Origin of the sequence: Kitasatospora sp. NPDC096204, assembly GCF_044763205.1 — a bacterium.
Lineage (GTDB): Bacteria > Actinomycetota > Actinomycetes > Streptomycetales > Streptomycetaceae > Kitasatospora.
Genome location: NZ_JBIWFT010000011.1, coordinates 211,118 through 232,223, shown reverse-complemented (window position 1 = coordinate 232,223; position 21,106 = coordinate 211,118). Strand labels below are relative to the sequence as shown.

Here is a 21,106-nt window from a genome sequence, read left to right as displayed (position 1 = left end):
GAGCTGCAGTTACTCCTCGCCACCTGGGCCGGCGCCTGCCCCACCTGCCACCGCGACATCCCCACACCCATACGGACCTGACCAAGCCCTACTAGGGCGCCGGCTGGAAACTGTTGAACACGACGTCCCGGACCGGGGCCTGCGCGGCCCACTCGGTGTCCGGGACGATCCAGTAGATGGAGTACCCGTACTTGGCCGGGGTGCCGGTCACGAAGCCGCGGTTGAGCGAGTGCGTCTTCGGCGTGCCGTTGGTCCACTCCCAGTCCGCCGCGTTGGTCCACTGCCGGTAGGTGATCGCCGCCAGGTTCAGCCGCTGGTAGTTGCTGACCTGACCGCGGACGTTCGGCTCCGACTCCTGCCAGTCCGCGACCGCGCTCGCCCCCGGCGACGTGGTCCACTCGATCCGCAGCTGGCTGCCGTCGGCCGCGTTCTTGAAGATCCGCCGGTTGGCGTCCGACCCGGTCGGCTGCAGTCCGTCCGGCAGCACGACCGAGAAGCCGCTCGGGTCCTTGTACTCGTGGTACCCGGCCGGCACCCCCGCGGGCGCGGGCTGCGCCGGTGCGGGCTGGGCCGGCGCCGGGGGCTGCGCGGGAGCCGCCGGCGAACCGGCGGACTGTGCGGGCGCGTCCGGCGCCGTGGCGGGCTCACCGGTCGGCTGGGCCGGCGCCGGGGTCGGCTGGACGGGCGCCGGCGCGGGTTCGCTCGCCACCGGTTCCGTACCGGCGACCACCGGCGCGGTGGCCCCCGCGCTCCGCGTGGCCCCGCCGCCCGCCCCGGCGTCCCCGTTGCCGACCATCCGGATCACCGCCACCACGCCCGCGATCAGCAGCAGCACCACGATCACGGTGGCGATGGCCAGCCGCCGCCGGCCGGTGCGCGGATCGGCCCCGGCCGCCTGGGTCGCACCCATCGTCCACTCGCTGGTCACAGGACGGATCGACTCCGGCGCCGGATCCCCCGACGGCTTCTCGGCGGGTTCCCCGTCCTGCGCCCGACCACCGACCCGGACCGTCCCCAGCAGCCCGCCCACGGGCCGCTTGCGGCCGTCCTCGGCCTGCTCCGGCTCCTTCTCCTTCTCCTTCTCCGCGGGCTCCGGAACCTCGACCGGCTTCTCCAGCGGCACCGCGTGCTCGGTGGTCGACTCGGCCCGCGAGGTCGACTCCGCGACCACCCGCTTGAGCATCGACCGGGTCTGCGAGGCGTCCAGCCGCTCGGCCGGGTCCTTCGCCAGCAGCCCCTCGATCACCGGCAGCAGCGGCCCGGCGTTCACCGGCGCGACCAGGTCCTCGGTCATCACCGCGGTCAGCGTGGCCAGCGCCGAGCCCCGGTCGTACGGCGGCCGTCCCTCGACCATCGCGTACAGCGTGCCGCCCAGCGACCACAGGTCGGCCGGCGGCCCGGGCTTCTGCCCGCGGGCCCGCTCCGGCGAGATGTACGAGGGCGCGCCGACCAGCATCCCGGTCGAGGTGACCGAGGCGTCGCCCTCCACACTGGCGATGCCGAAGTCGGTGAGCACCACCCGGCCGTCCTCGCCGATCAGCACGTTGGACGGCTTGACGTCCCGGTGCAGGATGCCCAGCGCGTGCGCCGCGCTCAGCACGCCCAGCACGTCCAGCGCGATCTCCGCGGCCCGGGCGGGCGACAGCGGCCCGTCCTCCCGCACCACGTCGGCCAGCGAACGGGACTCGACCAGTTCCATGACGATCCACGGCCGGTCGTCCTCGTCGACCACGTCGAAGACCGTCACCGCCGAGCTGTGCCGGATCCGCGCGGTCGCCTTCGCCTCGCGCAGCGTCCGGGTGATCAGCCGGTGCTTCTCCTCCTCATCGACGCTGGCGTTCATCCGCAGTTCCTTGACCGCGACGGTCCGGCCCAGCATCTCGTCCTCGGCGCGCCAGACCGTACCCATGCCACCGCGCCCGAGCACGCCGTTCAGGCGGTAGCGGCCCGCCAGGAGGCGGCCGGTGGAACCCTGCGCCTGGGTCATTCGGAACGTTCCCCCATGTGCTGCCGGCGGTCGTGGTGACGGCGCGTCGGCCCGACCTGGGTCCCGAACGCCCAAGCCTCCATCATCCCCTGTCCCGAGGTCCCTCGACCACCCGCCCCCCGCCACAAGCCGGGACGAACCGGAACGGGTGCGGCGCTCCGTGCCCGATCTGTGATCGAAAACTCGCCAAGATCCGCCCCGGTCACTGCTACCGTTCGGCAGCTCATCGTCTTTCCGGGGGGATTCGACGCCCATGACCGCACCCGCACCGGGCGCTGACGGCCCATCGACCCGGCCGCGCACCGCCCAGCACTACTCGGTCGCACCGCTCCCGGCCGCCCCCGAGGGCTACATCGCCCCCGGCATGCCCGGCGCCCACGTCCCCGGCTTCGAACCCGCCGAACCCGCACCCCGCCCCGTCCCCCGCCGCCGCACCGCCCTGGCCGTGGCCCTGGCCCTGCTCGCCATGCTCCTCGGCGGCCTCGCCTACGGCAGCGCCCCCCTGCGCGCCGCCGACAGCCTCGGCTGGCTGGCCATCGCCCCCGCCGGCCTGGTCGCCCTCCCTCTCGGCCGCCTCGGCGGCCAGGGCCGCTTACTCCCCCCACTCGGCGCCCTCCTCGCCGCCGGCGCCCTCCTCCTCGGCCAACTGATCGAACACCTCCGCCGCGTCCGCCCCGAGGCCCCCACCCCCCACGGCCTCCTGAACGACACCCTCACCACCTGGCGCGCCGACCTCCGCCCCCTCGACGCCGCCTTCTACGCCATCGCCCTCATCGGCGGCTACCTCCTCACCCGTCGCACGGCCACCCGCAGCTGACCACCCCACACCCCGGAAAGCCCACGGGCGCGCGGGCCGAAGCCCGCGCGCCCGTACGGAAAAGCCCGAGGGCCCCCACCACCGGCAGGGGCCCTCGACACCACACACCTCGAACGTCAGCGGTGGGCCAGCGCCGGGTTCACCGTCACCTCGACCCGCTGGAACTCCTTGAGCTCCGTGTACCCCGTCGTGGCCATCGCCCGCCGCAGCGCGCCGAACAGGTTCATGGTCCCGTCCGGGGTGTGCGAGGGCCCGGTCAGGATCTCCTCGGTAGTGCCGACCGTCCCGAGGTCCACCCGCTTGCCCCGCGGCAGCTCCTCGTGGACGGCCTCCATCCCCCAGTGGAACCCCTTGCCCGGAGCGTCCGTGGCCCGCGCCAGCGCCGCGCCGATCATCACCGCGTCCGCCCCACAGGCGACGGCCTTCGGGATGTCCCCGCTGTACCCGACCCCGCCGTCGGCGATCACGTGCACGTAGCGCCCACCGGACTCGTCCATGTAGTCACGACGGGCCGCCGCCACGTCGGCCACGGCGGTGGCCATCGGCACCTGGATGCCCAGCACGTTCCGGGTGGTGTGGGCCGCGCCCCCGCCGAACCCGACCAGCACACCGGCGGCGCCGGTCCGCATCAGGTGCAGCGCCGCGGTGTACGTGGCGCACCCGCCGACGATCACCGGAACGTCCAGCTCGTAGATGAACTGCTTGAGGTTGAGCGGCTCGGCGGCACTGGAGACGTGCTCGGCCGAGACGGTGGTGCCGCGGATGACGAAGACGTCGACGCCCGCGTCCACCACGGCCTTGGAGAACTCCGCGGTGCGCTGCGGCGACAGCGCGGCGGCGGTGACGACGCCGGAGTCGCGGACCTCCTGGATCCGCTGCTTGATCAGCTCGGCACGGATCGGCGCGGCGTAGATCTCCTGGAGCCGGCGGGTCGCGGTGGACTCGTCGGTGATCGCGGCGATCTCGTCCAGCAGCGGCTGCGGGTCCTCGTAGCGGGTCCACAGGCCTTCGAGGTTCAGCACGCCCAGACCGCCGAGGCGGCCGATCCGGATGGCCTGCTGCGGCGAGACCACGCTGTCCATCGGGGCGGCCAGGAACGGCAGCTCGAAGCGGTAGGCGTCGATCTGCCAGGCGATCGAGACCTCCTTCGGGTCACGCGTACGCCGGCTGGGGACGACGGCGATGTCGTCGAAGGCGTACGCCCGTCGGCCGCGCTTGCCTCGCCCGATCTCGATCTCAGTCACTTCGAGCCCTTCTGCTTTGTTGCTCATGCCCACCGGGTCACCCCGGCCGCACCCCAGTATCCCGTACTACCGCTGGTCCCGCCCCGACGCCCCACGGCCGGACGCCCCCACGCCCCACGGCCCCGAAAGCGCGAGGGGCCCGCCACCGCAGTGCGGCAGCGGGCCCCTCGGTCGTTCACACCGTTCAGCGGGACGAGTAGTTCGGCGCCTCGACGGTCATCTGGATGTCGTGCGGGTGGCTCTCCTTGAGGCCCGCCGAGGTGATCCGGACGAACCGGCCCTTGCTCTCCATCTCGGCGACGGTGGCGGCGCCGACGTAGCCCATGGTCTGGCGCAGGCCGCCGACCAGCTGGTGCAGCACGGCCGACAGCGGGCCGCGGTAGGGCACCTGGCCCTCGATGCCCTCGGGGACGAGCTTGTCGTCCGAGGCCACCTCGGCCTGGAAGTAGCGGTCCTTGGAGTACGACCGGCCCTGGCCGCGGGACTGCATGGCGCCCAGCGAGCCCATGCCGCGGTAGGACTTGAACTGCTTGCCGTTGATGAACAGCAGCTCGCCCGGGGACTCCTCGCAGCCGGCCAGCAGCGAGCCGAGCATCACGGTGTCGGCACCGGCGGCCAGCGCCTTGCCGATGTCGCCCGAGTACTGCAGGCCGCCGTCGCCGATGACCGGGACGCCGGCCGCCTGGCAGGCCACCGCAGCCTCGTAGATGGCGGTGATCTGCGGGACGCCGATGCCGGCGACCACGCGGGTGGTGCAGATGGAACCGGGGCCGACGCCGACCTTGACGCCGTCCACGCCGGCGTCGATCAGCGCCTGGGCGCCGTCCCGGGTGGCGACGTTGCCGCCGACCACGTCGATCTTGACGGCCGACTTGATCTTCTCGATCCAGGCCAGCGCGTTGTGGCTGTGGCCGTGCGAGGTGTCCACCACGAGGAAGTCCACGCCGGCCTCGACCAGGGCCTGGGCCCGGTCGAACGCCTCGGCGCTGGCACCGACGGCGGCACCGACCAGCAGACGGCCCTCGGCGTCCTTGGCGGCGTTCGGGTACTGCTCGGCCTTGACGAAGTCCTTGACGGTGATCAGGCCCTTGATCCGGCCCTCGTCGTCGACCAGCGGCAGCTTCTCGATCTTGTGGCGGCGCAGCAGGGCCATCGCGTCCACACCGGAGATGCCGACCTTGCCGGTGATCAGCGGCATCGGGGTCATGATCTCGCGGACCTGGCGGCTGCGGTCCGACTCGAAGGCCATGTCACGGTTGGTGACGATGCCGAGCAGCTTGCCCGCCTCGTCGGCGATCGGCACGCCGGAGATGCGGAACTTGGCGCACAGCGCGTCGGCCTCGGCCAGGGTGGTCTCGGGGCCGACCGTGATCGGGTCGGTGACCATGCCGGACTCGGACCGCTTCACCAGGTCGACCTGGTTGGCCTGGTCCTCGACCGACAGGTTGCGGTGCAGCACGCCGACGCCGCCCTGGCGCGCCATCGCGATGGCCATGCGCGACTCGGTGACCTTGTCCATCGCCGCGGAGAGCAGCGGGATGTTGACGCGCACGTTCCGGGAGACCCGCGAGGACGTGTCCACCTGGTTGGGCAGCACCTCGGAGGCCCCGGGCAGCAGCAGCACATCGTCGTACGTGAGCCCGAGCATGGCGAACTTCTCGGGTACGCCTGCGGCGTTGTAAGACATTTGGGGGGTACCTTCCGTGGCCGGCCTTATCCGCTCACGCCCTGAGGGTGGGGGCGCATTCATCGCTCACTCGCGCAGACCGCCGAAGCCGGGTGCAATGGGAGGATCCTCCAGGGGGACCCCGCGCGCACCCGTCAAACTTTGGCAACCCGCCCAGGCGCCGATACCCAATGGTACTGGCACCGCGAATGTGTCCTCGTGTGCCCTTGACAACATCCCCACCCTGGGGCTCATTCCCCCCGCAACCGGAGGAACCGGCACGAACCCGGACGGCCGGACGGCCCGGTCCGCGCGGTCAGGAGGACTCCTCCGCGAGCGCCCGCAGCCGGCTGAGCGCCCGGTGCTGGGCGACCCGGACGGCGCCGGGTGACATCCCGAGCACCTCCCCGGTCTCCTCCGCCGAGAGCCCGGCGGCCACCCGCAGCAGCACCAGTTCGCGCTGACGGGCCGGCAGGTTGGAGAGCAGTTCCTTCGCCCAGGCCGCGTCGCTGCTCAGCAGCGCCTGCTCCTCCGGGCCGAGCGCCTCGTCCGGCACCTCGGGCAGGTCGTCCTGCGGCACGACGGTCGAACCGGGCCCGCGCATCGCGGCCCGCTGGAGATCGGCGATCTTGTGCGCGGCGATCCCGTACACGAAGGCCTCGAACGGGCGCCCCTGGTCCTTGTACCGGGGCAGCGCGCAGAGCACCGCGACGCAGACCTCCTGCGCGACGTCGTCCACGTGGTGCCGGGCCCCGCCGGGCAGCCGGACCAGCCGCGCGCGGCAGTACCGCAGCGCCAGCGGGTGGACGTAGGCGAGCAGCGCGTCGATCGCCGGGCCCTCGCCGCGCACCGCGGCCGCGACCAGCTCGCCCACCAGCGGCGAGCCGCCCGTGCCGAGCACCGGCGGGCGGCCCGGCCCGGTCTCCTCGGCGGAACCCCCGGGATCGGCGTACGACGGATCGTGGCCCGGACCGGAGGGCTCGGCCTCCACCGGGTCCGCCTGGCCGGCCGCACCGGCGACGTCGTCACGCATCGGTCCATGGTGCCTGGTCGAGCGGGAAAACGCGGCACCGCGTCCGGAGTTGTGCACCGGAACGTTATGCGCTGCGGCACCGTACGACGTGCCGCGCACCACCGGCCCCTCCTGCACCGTGCCGCCTCCCGCCCCGCCGCCGTCGGTGGTCCCGTCCGTCGCGCCGTCCGCCGAGTGTCCCGCGGCCGTGTGGTTCGCCGCAGTGCCTGTCCGCTGGTCCCCGAGGTGCTCCACTCCTCCATGGTGCAACCTCGGGACCGTAACGTCACACGCCCGTGCGGGACCCGCTCCGGGAACCGCCGGCGGCACGCCGCAACCGGCGGCGCCGCCGGTGGTCAGCGGACCAGGCCCCAGCGGAAGCCCAGCGCCACCGCGTGCGCCCGGTCGGAGGCCCCGAGCTTCTTGAACAGCCGTCGGGCGTGGGTCTTGACGGTGTCCTCGGAGAGGAACAGCTCGCGGCCGATCTCGGCGTTGCTGCGGCCGTGGCTCATGCCCTCCAGCACCTGGATCTCACGCGCCGTCAACGTCGGCGCGGCACCCATGTCCGGGCTGCGCAGCCGGCGCGGGGCGAGCCGCCAGGTCGGGTCGGCGAGGGCCTGGGTGACGGTGGCCCGCAGCTCGGCGCGCGAGGCGTCCTTGTGCAGGTACCCGCGGGCACCCGCGGCGACCGCCAGCGCGACCCCGTCGAGGTCCTCGGCGACGGTGAGCATGATGATCCGCGCGCCCGGGTCGGCGGACAGCAGCCGCCGGACCGTCTCGACCCCGCCGAGGCCGGGCATCCGGACGTCCATCAGAACGAGATCGGAGCGGTCGGCCACCCAGCGGCGGAGGACCTCCTCCCCGTTCGTCGCGGTGGTGACCCGGTCCACACCGGGTACGGTCGCGACCGCGCGGCGAAGCGCCTCGCGGGCGAGCGGGGAATCGTCGCAAACGAGAACGGAAGTCATGACCGTCGTCCTCCGCAGCTGATCCGCGTCACGTTGAGCCTCCTGGCTGGTACGAACCTCTCCGACACGGCCGATCGGCGACAGACTCCGTGCGATCGCCCCAACCTGCCCGCGATCGTTCCCGACGTCCGGCGCCCGCTAACCGCCTCCGCACTTCCAACGACCGTCACTCGAATGAGTTACGGCCTTCGGGGCCATCTCCACCACTGTACGTGGCCAATCCATTACCGATCAGCCGCATCGCGGTGCACACGCCGCACTTTTGCGCAGCTCGCGCGCGGTCGGCGTACGACCCGCACACCGAGTCGGCACGTCGCGCGCCCGTCGGCCACCCGATTGCCACGCCCGCGCCCGGCGGAGCCCTTGCCCACTATGCCCGCTTTTATAGCTTTCGTATGGTCATTGACTGTTGTGCCAGTGTGTGGGTGACTTGTCCATGGAGTTGCCTTAAGTCATATTTCCAGGTGTCCACACCAGTGCAGAAGCCCGCCGCACCGCTCGGCAGCAGACCCGCCGAACGCCCGGCCCACGGCCGACAGCCTCTGAAGGGAATGAGCCATGGCAGATTTCTCCCGCCTCCCCGGTCCCAACGCGGACCTCTGGGACTGGCAGCTCTCCGCAGCCTGCCGTGGCGTGGACAGCTCGCTCTTCTTCCACCCCGAGGGCGAGCGCGGGGCCGCGCGCAGTTCGCGCGAGGCCAGCGCCAAGGAGGTCTGCATGCGCTGCCCGGTGATCGCCGAGTGCGCGGCGCACGCGCTGGCGGTCCGCGAGCCGTACGGCGTCTGGGGCGGGATGACCGAGGACGAGCGCGAGGAGATGCTGGGGCGCTCACGACACCGGCTGATCGAGGTCCCGCTCACCCCGCCGACGGTCGCCCAGCGCTAGACCCGCCCCTACGAGCGCCGTGAAGAAACGTTTCTTCGCGGCGCTTCAGCCTGTCGGCCCACCGTACGCCCGTCAGTTCACCCTGAGTGCGGCGCCACGGCGACTCCGTCACCCACCGTCAGCGATCGGCGGCCGCCCCCGCCAGCCGCTCCAGCATCAGCGCGACGGCCGGCACCTCGGCCAGGTCCGGCAGGGTCAGCGCGACCACCTGGCGCACCGCCGGCGCCCCGGAGGCCGTCCGCACCGGCACCGTCGACACGCCGTCAGGGCGCACCGACCGGAGCGCCAGCCGCGGCAGCACCGCCACCCCCAGCCCGGCCGCCACCAGGCCGACCACCGCCGGGTAGTCGTCCGTCGCGAAGTCGATCCGGGGCTCGAAGCCCGCCCCGGCACACAGCTCCACCAGGTGCCCCCGGCACTGCGGGCAGCCGGCGATCCACTGCTCCCCCGCCAGCTCGGCCAGCCCCACGCCCTGCCCGGCCAGCGGGTGGGCGGCGGGCAGCAGGCCCACCAGCGGGTCGTCCAGCAGCGGGGTGACCACCAGGTCGGACCAGTCCGTGCCGGCGGTCAGCTGCTGCGCCTCCAGGTTGGCCTCGGCCCGCGCCTCGCGCGGCGTACCGTGGGCGGGCGCCGGGAGCGCGACGGCGCCGTCGGACTGCGGGTAGCGGAAGGCCAGCGCGATCTCGCACTCGCCGCCGCGCAGCATCGCCAGCGACTCCGGCGGCTCCGCCTCGACCAGCGACACGCGCACCCCCGGATGGCTGTCCCGCAGGCGGGCGACCGCGGGCGGCACCAGGGTGGAACTCGCGGTCGGGAAGGAGACCAGCCGCACCCGCCCGGCCCGCAGCCCGGCGATCGCGGCCACCTCCTCCTCGGCGGCGGAGAGCCCCGCCAGGATTCCGGTGGCATGCTTGAGCAGGACCCGCCCGGCCTCGCTGAGCTGCATCCCGCGGCCCGAGCGGACCACCAGCGGGGTGTCCACCGACTTCTCCAGGGCCTTCATCTGCTGGCTGATGGCGGGCTGGGTACACCCCAGCTCGCGGGCGGCGGCGGAGAAGGAGCCGGTGCGGGCGACGGCACGCAGGACGCGCAGGTGGCGGGCCTCGATCATGCCTTAGTTATAAGGCAATCTTTGCAATCTGCAAAATTCTACTGATAGTTGAAGCGTGCAGATGAACGCCGGAGGCCCGGCCCGCCGCCCCTCGCGGGGCGCGGACCGGGCCTCCGGTCAGGCGTCGGAGCCTCAGTGCGAGTGGCCGTGGCCGTGCGAGTGGCCGTGACCGTTGTCGGCCTCCTCCTCCTTCTTCTCCACCACGAGGGTCTCGGTGGTGAGGAGCAGGGAGGCGATCGAGGCGGCGTTCTCCAGGGCGGAGCGGGTGACCTTGACCGGGTCGATGACGCCGGCCTTCACCAGGTCGCCGTACTCGCCGGTGGCGGCGTTGTAGCCCTGGCCGGCCTCCAGCTCGGAGACCTTGGAGGTGATGACGTAACCCTCCAGGCCGGCGTTCTGGGCGATCCAGCGCAGCGGCTCGTGCAGCGCCTTGCGGACCACGGCGACACCGGTGGCCTCGTCGCCCGACAGGCCCAGGCCGTCCTCCAGCACCTTGGCGGCGTGGACCAGGGAGGCGCCACCACCGGCGACGATGCCCTCCTCGACCGCGGCGCGGGTCGCCGAGATGGCGTCCTCCAGGCGGTGCTTGCGCTCCTTCAGCTCCACCTCGGTGGCGGCGCCGACCTTGATGACGCAGACGCCGCCGGCCAGCTTGGCCAGGCGCTCCTGCAGCTTCTCGCGGTCCCAGTCGGAGTCGGTCGCGGCGATCTCGCCCTTGATCTGGGCGACGCGGCCGGCCACGGCCTCGGCGTCACCGGCACCGTCGACGACCGTGGTCTCGTCCTTGGTGATGGTCACGCGGCGGGCGGTGCCCAGCACGTCCAGGCCGACCTGGTCGAGCTTGAGGCCGACCTCCTCGGAGATGACCTGGCCACCGGTCAGGACGGCCAGGTCGCCGAGGATCGCCTTGCGGCGGTCGCCGAAGCCCGGGGCCTTGACGGCGACGGCGTTGAAGGTGCCACGGATCTTGTTCACGACCAGGGTCGACAGCGCCTCGCCGTCGACGTCCTCGGCGATGATCAGCAGCGGCTTGGAGGCACCGCCCTGGAGGATCTTCTCCAGCAGCGGCAGCAGCTCCTGGATGGAGGAGATCTTGCCCTGGTTGATCAGGATGTACGGGTCCTCCAGGACCGCCTCCTGCCGCTCCGCGTCGGTGACGAAGTACGGCGACAGGTAGCCCTTGTCGAACTGCATGCCCTCGGTGAAGTCCAGCTCCACGCCGAAGGTGTTCGACTCCTCGACGGTGATGACACCGTCCTTGCCGACCTTGTCGATCGCCTCGGCGATCAGCTCGCCGACCTGGGTGTCCTGCGCGGAGAGGGACGCGACGGCGGCGACGTCGTCCTTGCCCTCGATCTCGCGGGCGATGGACAGCAGGTGCTCGGAGACGGCGGCGACGGCCTTGTCGATGCCCTTCTTCAGGGCGGCCGGGCCGGCACCGGCGGCGACGTTGCGCAGACCCTCGTTGACCAGGGCCTGGGCCAGCACGGTGGCGGTGGTGGTGCCGTCACCCGCGACGTCGTTGGTCTTGGTGGCGACCTCCTTGACGAGCTGCGCGCCAAGGTTCTCGTACGGGTCGTCCAGCTCGACCTCACGGGCGATGGTGACACCGTCGTTGGTGATGGTCGGGGCGCCGAACTTCTTGTCGATGACGACGTTGCGGCCCTTGGGGCCGATGGTCACCTTGACGGTGTCGGCCAGCTTGTTGACACCGCGCTCCAGCGAGCGGCGGGCGTCCTCGTCGAACTGCAGGATCTTCGCCATGTTCCCTATTCCCTCGGGGCTGCGGCCGGCCCACCGGCCGCCGAACTACGTGAACCAACAACCACGCCCCGGGCCACTGTCACGGAGGACACGGATCCGGGGCGGGTCGGGACGTCTTACTTCTCGATGATCGCGAGAACGTCGCGGGCGGAGAGCACCAGGTACTCCTCGCCCTGGTACTTCACCTCGGTGCCGCCGTACTTCGAGTACAGGACGATGTCACCCACGGCGACGTCGAGCGGCAGACGCTGGCCGTCCTCGAAGCGGCCCGGGCCGACGGCCAGAACGACGCCCTCCTGGGGCTTCTCCTTGGCGGTGTCCGGGATAACCAGGCCGGAGGCCGTGGTGGTCTCGGCGTCGAGCGGCTGGACCACGATGCGGTCCTCGAGCGGCTTGATGGCAACCTTGCTGCTGGTGGTCACGTCCGAGCTCCCCTTCGGAGATTACGGGGTTTTCTAACGGGTAGGGGCGATCCTGCGGGTCTGCCGTCGCGGGGGTCAGACACGCGTCGTCGCGTTAGCACTCTCCTGGTGGGGAGTGCCAAGGACGACCATAGGGCCGTGTTAGCACTCAGTCAACCAGAGTGCCAACGACGCGCCCTGGGGCCCCCGGTTCCACAGGGTGAGTGGCCGCACTCGTGTGCGGTGCGGCCCGCCCCCGCCGTGGGCCTCGTGGTCGCGTCCCTCCCCGCCCGACCGGCGAGAATGGCCCCGTGGACACCGAGAACCTCCAGCCGCTGCTGACCCCCGAGGGCCAGGCCCTGCTCGCCGAGCTGCGCGAGTTCACCCCCGAGGAGGAACTGGCGCTGGCGACGCGCCTGCGGCGGGAGCACCCGGCGGAGCTGGTGTCGGCGGCGTTCGGGCAGGCGCGGCTGCGGCAGCGGGCGCGGGCGAAGTTCGGGGCGGACGCCGACCTGATGTACTTCACGCCCAACGGCGTCGAGCAGTCCACCCGGCGCAGCGTCGCCGAGTGGCGGGCGCGGCGGTTCGCCGACCTCGGCGTACGGCGGCTGGCCGACCTGTGCTGCGGCATCGGCGGCGACGTGCTGGCGCTGGCCCGGGCGGGCATCGAGGTGCTGGCCGTCGACAAGGACCCGGCGGCCTGCGCCGCCACCGCGGCCAACGCCGCCGCGCTGGGCCTGGCCGAGCTGGTCGAGGTGCGCTGCGCGGACGTCGCCGAGGTCTACGTCACCGGCTACGACGCGGTGTTCACCGACCCGGCCCGGCGCACCTCGCGCGGCCGGGTGTTCGACCCGGAGGCGTACGCCCCGCCGCTCTCCTGGGCGATCGAGGCGGGCCGGCGGACCCCGATCGGCGCGCTGAAGGTGGCCCCGGGCATCCCGCACGAGGCCGTGCCCGAGGACGCCGAGGCCGAGTGGGTCTCCGACCACGGCGACGTCAAGGAGGCGGTGCTCTGGTTCGGCACCGGGGCCGCGAGCCCGCACCGCGCCACCCTGCTGCCGCAGGGCGCCAGCCTGACCGGCGGCGACCTGCCCGACCCGCCGGCCGGCCCGGTCGGGCGCTACCTGTACGAGCCGGACGGCGCGGTGATCCGGGCCCACCTGGTGGCCGAGGTGGCCGGGCAGGTGGGCGGCCGGCTGATCGACCCGAAGATCGCCTACCTGACCTCGGACGAGCTGGTCGCCACCCCGTACGCGCACGCCTTCGAGCTCACCGACGTGCTGCCGTTCAACATCAAGAAGCTGAAGGCACTGCTGCGCGAGCGCGCGGTCGGCACGGTGGTGATCAAGAAGCGCGGGATGGCGATCACCCCGGAGGAGCTGCGCCGCCAGCTCAAGCCCTCCGGGCCGAACACCGTCACGGTGATCCTCAGCCGCACCGACCACGGACCGCTGATGATGCTGGGGCAGCCCGTACGGGCCGCTCAGGACGCGGGTGCCTGGATGTAGTCCTCCAGCCGGGCCACCGAGAAGCCCTGCTCCTGGATCCGGGCCAGCAGGTCGCCGAACATCTGGGTCATCGTGGCGCCCTTGAGCTCCTTGGGGCCGCGGAAGTGCGCCAGGATGATGTCGCCGGGCTTCAGCTTCTTGTCCCCCGACTGGTACTGCATGTCGTGGATCTGCATCGACTCGCGCCACAGCACGATCGCCCGCGGGCCGCACTGCTGGACGGAGGTGTTGAGCGTCGGGGTGTTGGCGCCGTCGCCGAACGGCGGGCGGAACAGCAGCGGCGCGGTGCCGTACTGCTGGGTGAGCGCGGACTGCGCGTCGCAGATCTCGGACTTCTGCTTCTCCGCCGGGATCTTGCTCATCACCGGGTGGTCGACGGTGTGGTTCTGGACGTGGTTGCCGAGTGCCTGGAGCGGCTTGAAGTAGCCGTAGTCGTTCTTGACGATGTCCCGGGTCAGGAACATCGATATCGGCACCTTGAGGTCGGTGAGCATCTCGACGAACTTCGGGTCCTTCTCGGCCCCGTCGTCGATGGTGATGAAGACGACCTTGTCGCTCGTCTTCACCTCGCTGAACACCGGTACGGGGCCGGTCCGTTCGAGCTTGATCGGCTTGTCGGCGGGCGGCGCCGGGGCGGGGGCGAGCGGGGTGAGGTTCCACTTGGCCCAGGCCGCCGCGGCCGCTCCCGCCGGGGCGCCGGCCGAGGGGGTCGCGGCCGCGCCGGTCGGCGCCGGCGCGGCGCTCTGGGGTGCGGTCGGCGCGCTCGTGGCGGCCGGGGCGGCGCTGCCGCCGCCCCCGTTGCCGCCGCAGGCGGTGGCGAGGGCCAGCACGGCCAGCGCCCCCACCGCGTACGTCCTGGTCCTGCTCCGCCCGTCCCTGATCACCGCAGCCCGCTCCCGGTTCCCGTTCAGCTTTCTATCAGCTAAGCACGGTAACGACCGGGCCCGCGGTTCCCGACCGGGGGCTACTCGAGGGACTACTCGACGGGCTGCTCGACGTGCTCGCGGGTGAAGGACCAGCGGTGCACCGGCCGGCCGAGCAGTTCGGCCGGCGGGTCGGCGACGGGCACCGGCTCGCCGTTCCACCAGGCGATCAGCAGCACCCTCTCACCCGGGGCGCAGAGCAGTTCGAGGCGCTCCAGCCCGGCCGAGCCGCGGAGTGCGGGCAGCGCCGACTCCCGTACCCAGGCGGCGAGTTCGGCCCCCCGACCGGCGGCCGCCCGGGCCTCCCACATCGCGGCGACGGTCATGCCACGCCACCGCCGAGGGCCTCGTAGGCCTGGCCGTGGAAGTCCGTGTGCGGCACGTGGACCTCGGTGACGGGCAGCGAGGAGTCCGCCGACAGGTCGAAGGCGGACGGCGTGCGGTCGCGCCACACCATCTCGGAGCCGAGCGCCGCGACCATCGCGCCGTTGTCGGTGCACAGGCCCGGCCGGGGCACCCGCAGCCGGATGCCGGCCCGGTCGCAGCGCTGCTGGGCCATCTCGCGCAGCCGCGAGTTGGCCGCCACGCCGCCGCCGATCATCAGGTGGTCGACGCCGTTGTCCTTGCACGCCTTGACGGCCTTGCGGGTGAGCACGTCGGTGACCGCCTCCTGGAAGGACGCCGCCACGTCGGCGACCGGCACCTCCTCGCCGGCCCGGCGCTTGGCCTCGACCCAGCGGGCGACGGCGGTCTTCAGGCCGGAGAAGGAGAAGTCGTACTCCGGGTCGTTCCTGCCGCTCAGGCCGCGCGGGAAGGCGATCGCCTTCGGGTCGCCCTCGCGGGCCGTGCGGTCGACGATCGGGCCGCCGGGGAAGCCGAGGCCGAGCACCCGGGCGACCTTGTCGAAGGCCTCGCCGGCCGCGTCGTCGATGGTCGCGCCGAGCGGGCGGACGTCGCTGGTGATGTCCTCGCTGAGCAGCAGCGAGGAGTGCCCGCCGGAGACCAGCAGGGCCATCGTCGGCGAGGGCAGCCGGCCGTGCTCCAGCTGGTCGACGCAGATGTGCGAGGCGAGGTGGTTGACCCCGTACAGCGGCTTGTCCAGCGCCCAGGCGTACGCCTTCGCGGCGCTGACGCCGACCAGCAGCGCGCCGGCCAGGCCGGGGCCGGCGGTGACGGCGATGCCGTCCAGGTCGGTCGCCTTGATCCCGGCGGTGTCCAGGGCGCGCTGGATGGTCGGGATCATCGCCTCCAGGTGCGCCCGGCTGGCGATCTCCGGGACGACCCCGCCGAAGCGGGCGTGGTCGTTGACGCTGGAGGCGACCGCGTCGGCCAGCAGCGTGGTGCCGCGCACGATGCCGACGCCGGTCTCGTCGCAGGAGGTCTCGATGCCGAGGACGAGCGGTTCGTCAGCCATGGCGGGTGTCCTCAATGTCCTTCGGGTCAGTGCTGTCAGTGCTCGGGTGGTCGAGGCGCATCACCAGCGCGTCGACGTTGGCGGGCTGGTAGTAGCCGCGCCGGATGCCCACCGGTTCGAAGCCGTGGCGCTCGTACAGCCGCTGGGCGCGCGGGTTGTCCACCCGCACCTCCAGCAGCAGCTCGGCGCACTCGCGCCGGGCGGCCTCCCGGATCAGGTCGGTGAGCAGCGCCGCGCCGAGGCCGGCGCCCTGGTGGCGCTCGTCGACGGCGATGGTCTGGACGTCGCCCTCGCCGGCGATCGCCATCAGCCCGGCGTAGCCGGCGATCCGGCCGTCCGGGGCGGTCGCGACGGTGTAGTGGCGGGTGCCGCCGGGGTGGGAGTCGGCCAGCTCGGACCAGAACATCCCGGCGGACCAGGCGTCCTCGGGGAAGAGCCGAAGCTCCAGCTCCAGCACCGGCGCGATGTCCCACCAGCGCATCGGGCGCAGGGTGGTGCCGTGGTTCACGCCGGGAGCACCGCCTTGTAGCCCGCGGGGACCTGGGCGTCCGGGCGGCGCAGGTACAGCGGGTGGTTCGGCAGCAGCTCGCGCCCGGCGGCCAGTTCGGCGGCGGCGAAGCCGGCCAGCGCGCCGGCCGAGACGTGCTCGGGGCCGTGGGCGCCGGGGAAGGCGTCGGGGTAGAGCCGCGCGCCGGCGCCGACGGAGCGCTCCCGCGGGGTCAGCTCGGCCGGGCGGTCCACGCCGGGGCCCTCGGTGCGGCGGCCCTCGGCGTCGTACGAGGCCCAGTAGACCTCCTTGCGGCGCGCGTCGGTGGCGACCGTGAACGGCTGCCCGGCCAGCCCCTCGGCGCGGGCCTGGAAGGCGATCGCGTCCAGGGTGCAGACGCCGTGCACCGGCAGCCCTAGGGCGTGGCCGAGCGCGGCGGCGGTCACCAGGCCGACCCGCAGGCCGGTGTACGGGCCGGGGCCGACGCCGACCGCGATGCCGGTCAGCCGGTGCTTGTCCACACCGGCGGCCCGCAGCACCTGGTCGATCGCGGGCAGCAGCAGTTCACCGTGGCGCCTGGCGTCGACCTGGTGGGTCTCGGCGAGGACGGCCGTGCCGTCGTGGACGGCGGCGGTGACGGCGGGGGTAGCGGTGTCGAACGCGAGCAGCAGCACGGGTCAAGGTTAGACCGACGTTGGGCCGACCGGCCGATCGGCAGGGTGTACCACCCAGGAACACACATCCGAGGCGCTGCGACCCGCGCGGATGAACCTGGCACGATGGGGCCGTACGTAAAGGGACGGCGGCGGGAGCGACAACGTGGCGAAGATGGGTCCTGGAGTGGTGGTCACGGGGTTGACCCTGGGGGCCCTGGCGATGGTGAGCCTGCTGGCCTTCCAGGCCAACGGCGCCCAGGACCGGGCGGGCGGCGCCAAGCCCACCGCCACCACCACGGCGACCGGCACGGCCACCGCCGCGGCGCCGACCGCCGCACCCACCCCGACCGTCCCGGCACTGCCGCCCGGCGCCGTCTCGGGCACCGGCATCCGGGTGGTGTACTCGGTCGGCAGCCACTACGTCTGGCTGGTCGACCCGAAGAAGACCCCGCAGGTCGCGGCCGCCTTCCCGGTCACCCCGGGCTCGGTCGAGCCGGCCCCCGGCAGCTACGCGGTGTACAGCCGCACCCAGACCACCACCGGGTCGGACGGCAAGCAGATCGAGCACGTGGTGCGCTTCGCGCAGCAGAACGGCGTGGTGTTCGGCTTCAGCGCGGCGGTGGACGGCGCGACGCCGACCGTCGACCCGAGCGCCAAGACCGGCGGCATCCGCAGCGGCCGCCCCGAAGGGCAGCTGCTCTGGGACTTCGCGCCCAAGGACACCAAGGTGGTCGTGATCGCCTGATCCGGGCGGCCCGCTCAGGGCCGGGGAGGACCGGACTCACGCGGCCCGGGGCGTCCGCGCCTCGGGCCGTTCGTGCTGCCCGGGCCGCGGTTCGGGCGGAGTGGACACCGCCTCGGCGGCCGCGCAGGCGGCCAGCAGCGCCCGCATCGGCTCTCCCGGAGCGCGGCGGGCGGAGTCTCCGGCCCCGGCGGCGGGGACCGCGCGCTTCGGGGCGGGGGTGGGGCTCGACATGGCGCCTCCCTAGTTAGGCAGACCTAACCGCAGCACCCATCCCACCACGCCCGGCACCCCGCCCGCAACATCTTGCCGACAGCTTGTCGGCAACGTGTCGGCAACGCGTCGGCTATCCGAGGTCCGCCAGCGCCGCGTCCGCCCAGCGCGGGCCGATGCCGGTCAGCACCACCCGGCGCGGGTCCTGGTCGTCGCCGTCCGCGGTGTCGCCGATGGCACGCTCGATCCGGACCTCCAGCCGGTCCTCGGACAGCCGCTCGACCTTGCCCTCGCCCCACTCGACCACGACCACCGACTCGGGCAGCGAGACGTCCAGGTCGAGGTCCTCCATCTCGTCCAGGTCCCCGCCCAGCCGGTACGCGTCCACGTGCACCAGCGCCGGGCCGCCGACCAGCGAGGGGTGCACCCGGGCGATCACGAAGGTCGGCGAGGTCACCGCCCCGCGGACCTGCAGGCCCTCCCCCAGGCCGCGGGTCAGCGTGGTCTTCCCCGCCCCCAGCTCGCCGGAGAGCAGCACCAGGTCCCCCGGCCGCAGCAGCGCGGCCAGCTCCCGGCCGAGCCGGCCCATCCGCTCCGGGGTTGGGACGGTGAGAGTGGCGTGCGAGCCCATGCGCGTGTCTTGCCCTTCGGTCCGTACCGGCGCACCGACCACCGGCCGCCACCGCTACCGTGCCACATCCGCGCGCCCCGGTGCGGCGGGCGGGGCCCCGAGCCGCGCCGGAGGTCACAGCGGATCGGCGACGCTCTCCGCGGCCCGCTCCCGGGCCAGGTCGAGGACGGCCGCGGGCAGCGGCGCCGCCCCGGCGAAGCCGGCGGCCCGGCGCAGCAGCCGCGCCAGCTCGTGGTCGACCAGCCCGGGGCGCTCCAGCATCACCAGGTGCCCGGCGCCCTCGGCGAGCACCAGCTCGGCGCCGGGCAGCCGCTCGGCGATCGCCTCGCTGTGCGTCGAGGGCGTCAGCAGGTCCTTCGTCCCGGCCACCACCAGCGCGGGCAGGCCGCGCAGGGCGGCCAGCGCCTCGTACTTCTCGTGCGCCCCGAACACCGGGTAGAACTCGGCGACCACGTCGATCGGGGTGGCGTCCAGCAGCTGCTCGGCGAAGCGCACCACGCCGGGATCGACGTCCCGGCCACCGAAGGAGAACCTCCGGTAGAACACCGCGGCCACGTCCGAGCCCAGCCGTCTGGTCGCCTCGACCAGGTCGACCTGGCGGCCCAGCAGCTTCACCATCCCGGGCGCGACCTTCTTGAACAGCTTCGCGCCGGCCTTCGGCAGGCCCAGGCTGACGTCGTTCCAGCCCCCGGCGAGGGTCCCGATCAGCGCCACGCCGGCGACGCGCTCGCGGAACAGCTCCGGGTGCTGGTCGGCCAGCGCCATCACCGTCATGCCGCCCATCGAGTGGCCCACCAGCACCAGCGGCCCGGTCGGGGCGACGGCGTCGATCACCGCCTTGAGGTCGCCGCCCAGCTGGTCGATGCCGGCCGGCTCCCCCGCCAGGAACGAGCGGGAGCGCTCGGCGCGGCCGTGGCTGCGCTGGTCCCAGAAGACCAGCCGCATGCCGTCGCGCAGCGTGGCCCGCTGGAAGTGCCAGCTGTCCTGGTTGAGGCAGTAGCCGTGGCAGAACACCACGGTCAGCGGCTCGGGGCCGCTACTCGCCCGCTCGCCTCCGGGGCGGATGCCCACCCCCTCGCGGCCGTCGCCGTCCGGCTCGATCCAGCCGGTGCCGTCCAGTTCGACGTACAGCTCGGTGCCGTCCGGCGCGGCCACCGTCCGCGGACGGCCGCGCAGCGAGCCGTACGGGGCGTTCGCGTCCAGCTCGGCCCGGGCCCGGCGGCGCATCGCCCGGCCGACGGTCAGCCGCTCGATCGCGACGCCCGCGGCCGCCCCGGCCGCCAGCACGCCGACCGAGATCCCGATCACTCCCGCCCGGCTCACCCCGGCCGCGCCGGCCGCCTTGGCGACCGCCGCGACCGGACCGCGCTCGACCGGTGCGTCGGTCATGTCGACGGGCCCTCGGCGTGGCTGCCGCCCAGGTAGCGGCGGGGCACCCGGGCGCCGATCCGGGTGATGATCTCGTACGAGATGGTGCCGCAGGCGCGGGCCCAGTCCTCGGCGGTGGGCTCGCCGCGCTCGCCGTTGCCGAACAGCAGCACCTCGTCGCCGATCTCCGGGATGTCGCCGCCGAGGTCCACCACGAACTGGTCCATCGCGACCCGGCCGGCCACCGTGCGCCACTTGCCGCCGATCTGCACCGGGCCGGTGCCGCTGGCGTGCCGGGGGATGCCGTCGCCGTAGCCGAGCGGCACCAGGCCCAGGGTGGTCTCGCCCGGCGTCGTGTAGTGGTGGCCGTAGCTGACCCCGTGTCCGCCGGGGACGTGCTTGACCAGCGCCAGTCGCGCGGTCAGCGCCATCACCGGGCGGAGCCCGAAGTCCGCCGGGGAGCCCACCTCGGGCACCGGCGACAGCCCGTACGCGGCCAGGCCGGTGCGGACCAGGTCGAAGTGCGCCTCGGGCAGCAGCAGGGTGGCCGGGGAGTTCGCCAGGTGCCGGACCTCGGGGCGCAGCCCGGCGGCCTCGGCCGTGGCCAGCGCGGTGCGGTAGGAGTCCAGCTGGGCCTGGATCGACGGGTGGCCGGGCTCGTCCGCCGCGGCGAAGTGCGACCAGACGCCGACGACCGTCAGCAGCCCCTCCGCCTCGGCCCGGCGGGCGGCGGCCACCAGCTGCGGCCAGTCGTGCGGCTGGCAGCCGTTGCGGCCGAGGCCGGTGTCGGCCTTCAGGTGCACCCGGGCGGGGATGCCGGTCTCGCGCACGGCGGGCAGCAGCTCGTCCAGCGCCCACCGGCCGCTGACCGAGATGTCCAGGTCCGCGCGCAGCGCCTCGCGCCACGGGCCGCCCGGCGTCCACAGCCAGCACAGGATGCGGGCCTGCTCGGGGCGGATGCCCGCGGCCCGCAGTGCCAGCGCCTCGTCCGGGGTCGCGCAGCCGAGCCAGCCGACGCCGTTCGCGACCGCCTCCCGGGCGCACTCGACCGCGCCGTGGCCGTAGGCGTTCGCCTTGACCGCGAGCATCACCGCCGCGTTGCCGACGCGCTCGCGCAGCGCCGCGAGGTTGCCGCGCAGGGCGGCGAGATCGATGGTCGCCTCGGCCCGTACGCCGTCGGTGAGGGTGGCCGTGCCGGTCGTGTTCGCAGTTGTCATCAGGGTCAGTCTCCCAGACGTCCCGGAGTCGTCGCCGAACGGCCCGTCGGCACGGCGCCCCCACGACGACGCGCCGACGTGCGGAGGGCCGC

The 21,106-nt window shown here is 73.4% G+C and carries 21 protein-coding genes; 4 read left to right on the top strand and 17 right to left on the bottom strand.

What is annotated here, in order from left to right:
• Positions 1-91: 91 nt before the first annotated feature.
• A complete protein-coding gene (locus tag ACIQ87_RS15165) occupies positions 92-1,987 on the bottom strand; it encodes a protein kinase (RefSeq protein WP_402406106.1) in 1,896 nt (631 codons plus the stop codon).
• A gap of 253 nt (positions 1,988-2,240) precedes the next feature.
• Here ACIQ87_RS15165 and ACIQ87_RS15160 point away from each other — a divergent pair, with 253 nt between their 5' ends.
• On the top strand, positions 2,241-2,804 hold the full coding sequence (locus ACIQ87_RS15160; RefSeq protein WP_402406105.1) for a hypothetical protein: 564 nt from the start codon (positions 2,241-2,243) through the stop codon (positions 2,802-2,804).
• Positions 2,805-2,920: 116 nt separating this feature from the next.
• Here ACIQ87_RS15160 and ACIQ87_RS15155 read toward each other — a convergent pair whose 3' ends face one another.
• From ACIQ87_RS15155 to ACIQ87_RS15140, 4 genes are all read right to left on the bottom strand, one after another.
• Complete coding sequence (locus ACIQ87_RS15155; protein ID WP_402406103.1) at positions 2,921-4,048, bottom strand: GuaB3 family IMP dehydrogenase-related protein; 1,128 nt, start codon at positions 4,046-4,048, stop codon at positions 2,921-2,923.
• A gap of 184 nt (positions 4,049-4,232) precedes the next feature.
• On the bottom strand, positions 4,233-5,735 hold the full coding sequence (gene guaB, locus ACIQ87_RS15150; RefSeq protein WP_402406101.1) for an IMP dehydrogenase: 1,503 nt from the start codon (positions 5,733-5,735) through the stop codon (positions 4,233-4,235).
• 295 nt (positions 5,736-6,030) lie between these two features.
• Positions 6,031-6,747 (bottom strand): sigma-70 family RNA polymerase sigma factor, encoded by a 717-nt coding sequence (locus ACIQ87_RS15145; protein WP_402406099.1) that lies wholly within the window; start codon positions 6,745-6,747, stop codon positions 6,031-6,033.
• 335 nt (positions 6,748-7,082) lie between these two features.
• On the bottom strand, positions 7,083-7,694 hold the full coding sequence (locus ACIQ87_RS15140; protein ID WP_014136228.1) for a response regulator transcription factor: 612 nt from the start codon (positions 7,692-7,694) through the stop codon (positions 7,083-7,085).
• A 558-nt stretch (positions 7,695-8,252) separates the two neighbouring features.
• On the opposite strand from ACIQ87_RS15140, the gene ACIQ87_RS15135 reads away from it, so the two are divergent.
• Positions 8,253-8,579: a WhiB family transcriptional regulator gene (locus ACIQ87_RS15135; protein ID WP_402406097.1), complete on the top strand. Its 327-nt coding sequence runs from the start codon at positions 8,253-8,255 to the stop codon at positions 8,577-8,579.
• 118 nt (positions 8,580-8,697) lie between these two features.
• Here ACIQ87_RS15135 and ACIQ87_RS15130 read toward each other — a convergent pair whose 3' ends face one another.
• The 3 genes from ACIQ87_RS15130 to groES form a co-directional block, all read right to left on the bottom strand.
• Entirely contained in the window at positions 8,698-9,690 is a 993-nt protein-coding gene (locus ACIQ87_RS15130) for a LysR family transcriptional regulator (RefSeq protein WP_392867266.1), read from the bottom strand.
• A 132-nt stretch (positions 9,691-9,822) separates the two neighbouring features.
• Positions 9,823-11,454 carry a chaperonin GroEL gene (groL, locus tag ACIQ87_RS15125; protein ID WP_402406096.1) on the bottom strand — a complete coding sequence of 544 codons (1,632 nt, stop codon included), beginning with the start codon at positions 11,452-11,454 and terminating at the stop codon, positions 9,823-9,825.
• Positions 11,455-11,570: 116 nt separating this feature from the next.
• Positions 11,571-11,876 carry a co-chaperone GroES gene (gene groES, locus ACIQ87_RS15120; protein ID WP_014136232.1) on the bottom strand — a complete coding sequence of 102 codons (306 nt, stop codon included), beginning with the start codon at positions 11,874-11,876 and terminating at the stop codon, positions 11,571-11,573.
• A gap of 290 nt (positions 11,877-12,166) precedes the next feature.
• Between groES and ACIQ87_RS15115 the strand changes: the two genes are divergently transcribed.
• Complete coding sequence (locus tag ACIQ87_RS15115; RefSeq protein WP_402406094.1) at positions 12,167-13,363, top strand: SAM-dependent methyltransferase; 1,197 nt, start codon at positions 12,167-12,169, stop codon at positions 13,361-13,363.
• Here the strand turns inward: ACIQ87_RS15115 and ACIQ87_RS15110 are convergent.
• The 5 genes from ACIQ87_RS15110 to tsaB form a co-directional block, all read right to left on the bottom strand.
• Positions 13,339-14,247 carry a polysaccharide deacetylase family protein gene (locus ACIQ87_RS15110; protein WP_402406092.1) on the bottom strand — a complete coding sequence of 303 codons (909 nt, stop codon included), beginning with the start codon at positions 14,245-14,247 and terminating at the stop codon, positions 13,339-13,341. The genes ACIQ87_RS15115 and ACIQ87_RS15110 overlap by 25 nt on opposite strands.
• Before the next feature lie 92 nt (positions 14,248-14,339).
• Positions 14,340-14,612: a hypothetical protein gene (locus ACIQ87_RS15105; protein ID WP_402406090.1), complete on the bottom strand. Its 273-nt coding sequence runs from the start codon at positions 14,610-14,612 to the stop codon at positions 14,340-14,342.
• A complete protein-coding gene (gene tsaD, locus ACIQ87_RS15100) occupies positions 14,609-15,700 on the bottom strand; it encodes a tRNA (adenosine(37)-N6)-threonylcarbamoyltransferase complex transferase subunit TsaD (RefSeq protein WP_402406088.1) in 1,092 nt (363 codons plus the stop codon). The genes ACIQ87_RS15105 and tsaD overlap by 4 nt, the downstream gene beginning before the upstream one ends.
• Positions 15,693-16,181 carry a ribosomal protein S18-alanine N-acetyltransferase gene (gene rimI / locus ACIQ87_RS15095; protein ID WP_402406121.1) on the bottom strand — a complete coding sequence of 163 codons (489 nt, stop codon included), beginning with the start codon at positions 16,179-16,181 and terminating at the stop codon, positions 15,693-15,695. Before rimI ends, tsaD begins: the two co-directional genes overlap by 8 nt.
• Positions 16,182-16,204: 23 nt before the next feature.
• Positions 16,205-16,861, bottom strand: a complete 657-nt coding sequence (gene tsaB / locus ACIQ87_RS15090; protein ID WP_402406087.1) for a tRNA (adenosine(37)-N6)-threonylcarbamoyltransferase complex dimerization subunit type 1 TsaB — start codon at positions 16,859-16,861, stop codon at positions 16,205-16,207.
• Positions 16,862-17,015: 154 nt separating this feature from the next.
• Between tsaB and ACIQ87_RS15085 the strand changes: the two genes are divergently transcribed.
• The gene (locus ACIQ87_RS15085; protein WP_402406120.1) at positions 17,016-17,588 is read left to right on the top strand and encodes a hypothetical protein; all 573 of its coding nucleotides are present in this window, start codon (positions 17,016-17,018) and stop codon (positions 17,586-17,588) included.
• Between the two features lie 36 nt (positions 17,589-17,624).
• Here ACIQ87_RS15085 and ACIQ87_RS15080 read toward each other — a convergent pair whose 3' ends face one another.
• The 4 genes from ACIQ87_RS15080 to alr all read right to left on the bottom strand — a co-directional run bounded on the left by ACIQ87_RS15080 (position 17,625) and on the right by alr (position 21,014).
• Positions 17,625-17,819 carry a hypothetical protein gene (locus ACIQ87_RS15080; protein ID WP_402406085.1) on the bottom strand — a complete coding sequence of 65 codons (195 nt, stop codon included), beginning with the start codon at positions 17,817-17,819 and terminating at the stop codon, positions 17,625-17,627.
• A gap of 112 nt (positions 17,820-17,931) precedes the next feature.
• Positions 17,932-18,429 carry a tRNA (adenosine(37)-N6)-threonylcarbamoyltransferase complex ATPase subunit type 1 TsaE gene (gene tsaE / locus ACIQ87_RS15075; protein ID WP_392867290.1) on the bottom strand — a complete coding sequence of 166 codons (498 nt, stop codon included), beginning with the start codon at positions 18,427-18,429 and terminating at the stop codon, positions 17,932-17,934.
• Between the two features lie 114 nt (positions 18,430-18,543).
• The gene (locus ACIQ87_RS15070) at positions 18,544-19,818 is read right to left on the bottom strand and encodes an alpha/beta fold hydrolase (RefSeq protein WP_402406083.1); all 1,275 of its coding nucleotides are present in this window, start codon (positions 19,816-19,818) and stop codon (positions 18,544-18,546) included.
• Positions 19,815-21,014, bottom strand: a complete 1,200-nt coding sequence (gene alr / locus ACIQ87_RS15065; RefSeq protein WP_402406081.1) for an alanine racemase — start codon at positions 21,012-21,014, stop codon at positions 19,815-19,817. The genes ACIQ87_RS15070 and alr overlap by 4 nt, the downstream gene beginning before the upstream one ends.
• Between the last annotated feature and the right edge of the window lie 92 nt (positions 21,015-21,106).

Bases quoted from the DNA above. Each gene is read 5' to 3' on its own strand.
- ACIQ87_RS15130 (WP_392867266.1), bottom strand. From the start codon at position 9,690: ATGATCGAGGCCCGCCACCTGCGCGTCCTGCGTGCCGTCGCCCGCACC.
- ACIQ87_RS15085 (WP_402406120.1), top strand. From the start codon at position 17,016: ATGGGTCCTGGAGTGGTGGTCACGGGGTTGACCCTGGGGGCCCTGGCG.
- alr (WP_402406081.1), bottom strand. From the start codon at position 21,014: ATGACAACTGCGAACACGACCGGCACGGCCACCCTCACCGACGGCGTA.
- ACIQ87_RS15135 (WP_402406097.1), top strand. From the start codon at position 8,253: ATGGCAGATTTCTCCCGCCTCCCCGGTCCCAACGCGGACCTCTGGGAC.
- groL (WP_402406096.1), bottom strand. From the start codon at position 11,454: ATGGCGAAGATCCTGCAGTTCGACGAGGACGCCCGCCGCTCGCTGGAG.
- tsaE (WP_392867290.1), bottom strand. From the start codon at position 18,429: ATGGGCTCGCACGCCACTCTCACCGTCCCAACCCCGGAGCGGATGGGC.
- guaB (WP_402406101.1), bottom strand. From the start codon at position 5,735: ATGTCTTACAACGCCGCAGGCGTACCCGAGAAGTTCGCCATGCTCGGG.
- rimI (WP_402406121.1), bottom strand. From the start codon at position 16,181: ATGCGCTGGTGGGACATCGCGCCGGTGCTGGAGCTGGAGCTTCGGCTC.
- ACIQ87_RS15165 (WP_402406106.1), bottom strand. From the start codon at position 1,987: ATGACCCAGGCGCAGGGTTCCACCGGCCGCCTCCTGGCGGGCCGCTAC.
- ACIQ87_RS15070 (WP_402406083.1), bottom strand. From the start codon at position 19,818: ATGACCGACGCACCGGTCGAGCGCGGTCCGGTCGCGGCGGTCGCCAAG.
- ACIQ87_RS15145 (WP_402406099.1), bottom strand. From the start codon at position 6,747: ATGCGTGACGACGTCGCCGGTGCGGCCGGCCAGGCGGACCCGGTGGAG.
- ACIQ87_RS15080 (WP_402406085.1), bottom strand. From the start codon at position 17,819: ATGTCGAGCCCCACCCCCGCCCCGAAGCGCGCGGTCCCCGCCGCCGGG.
- ACIQ87_RS15160 (WP_402406105.1), top strand. From the start codon at position 2,241: ATGACCGCACCCGCACCGGGCGCTGACGGCCCATCGACCCGGCCGCGC.
- ACIQ87_RS15140 (WP_014136228.1), bottom strand. From the start codon at position 7,694: ATGACTTCCGTTCTCGTTTGCGACGATTCCCCGCTCGCCCGCGAGGCG.
- ACIQ87_RS15105 (WP_402406090.1), bottom strand. From the start codon at position 14,612: ATGACCGTCGCCGCGATGTGGGAGGCCCGGGCGGCCGCCGGTCGGGGG.
- tsaD (WP_402406088.1), bottom strand. From the start codon at position 15,700: ATGGCTGACGAACCGCTCGTCCTCGGCATCGAGACCTCCTGCGACGAG.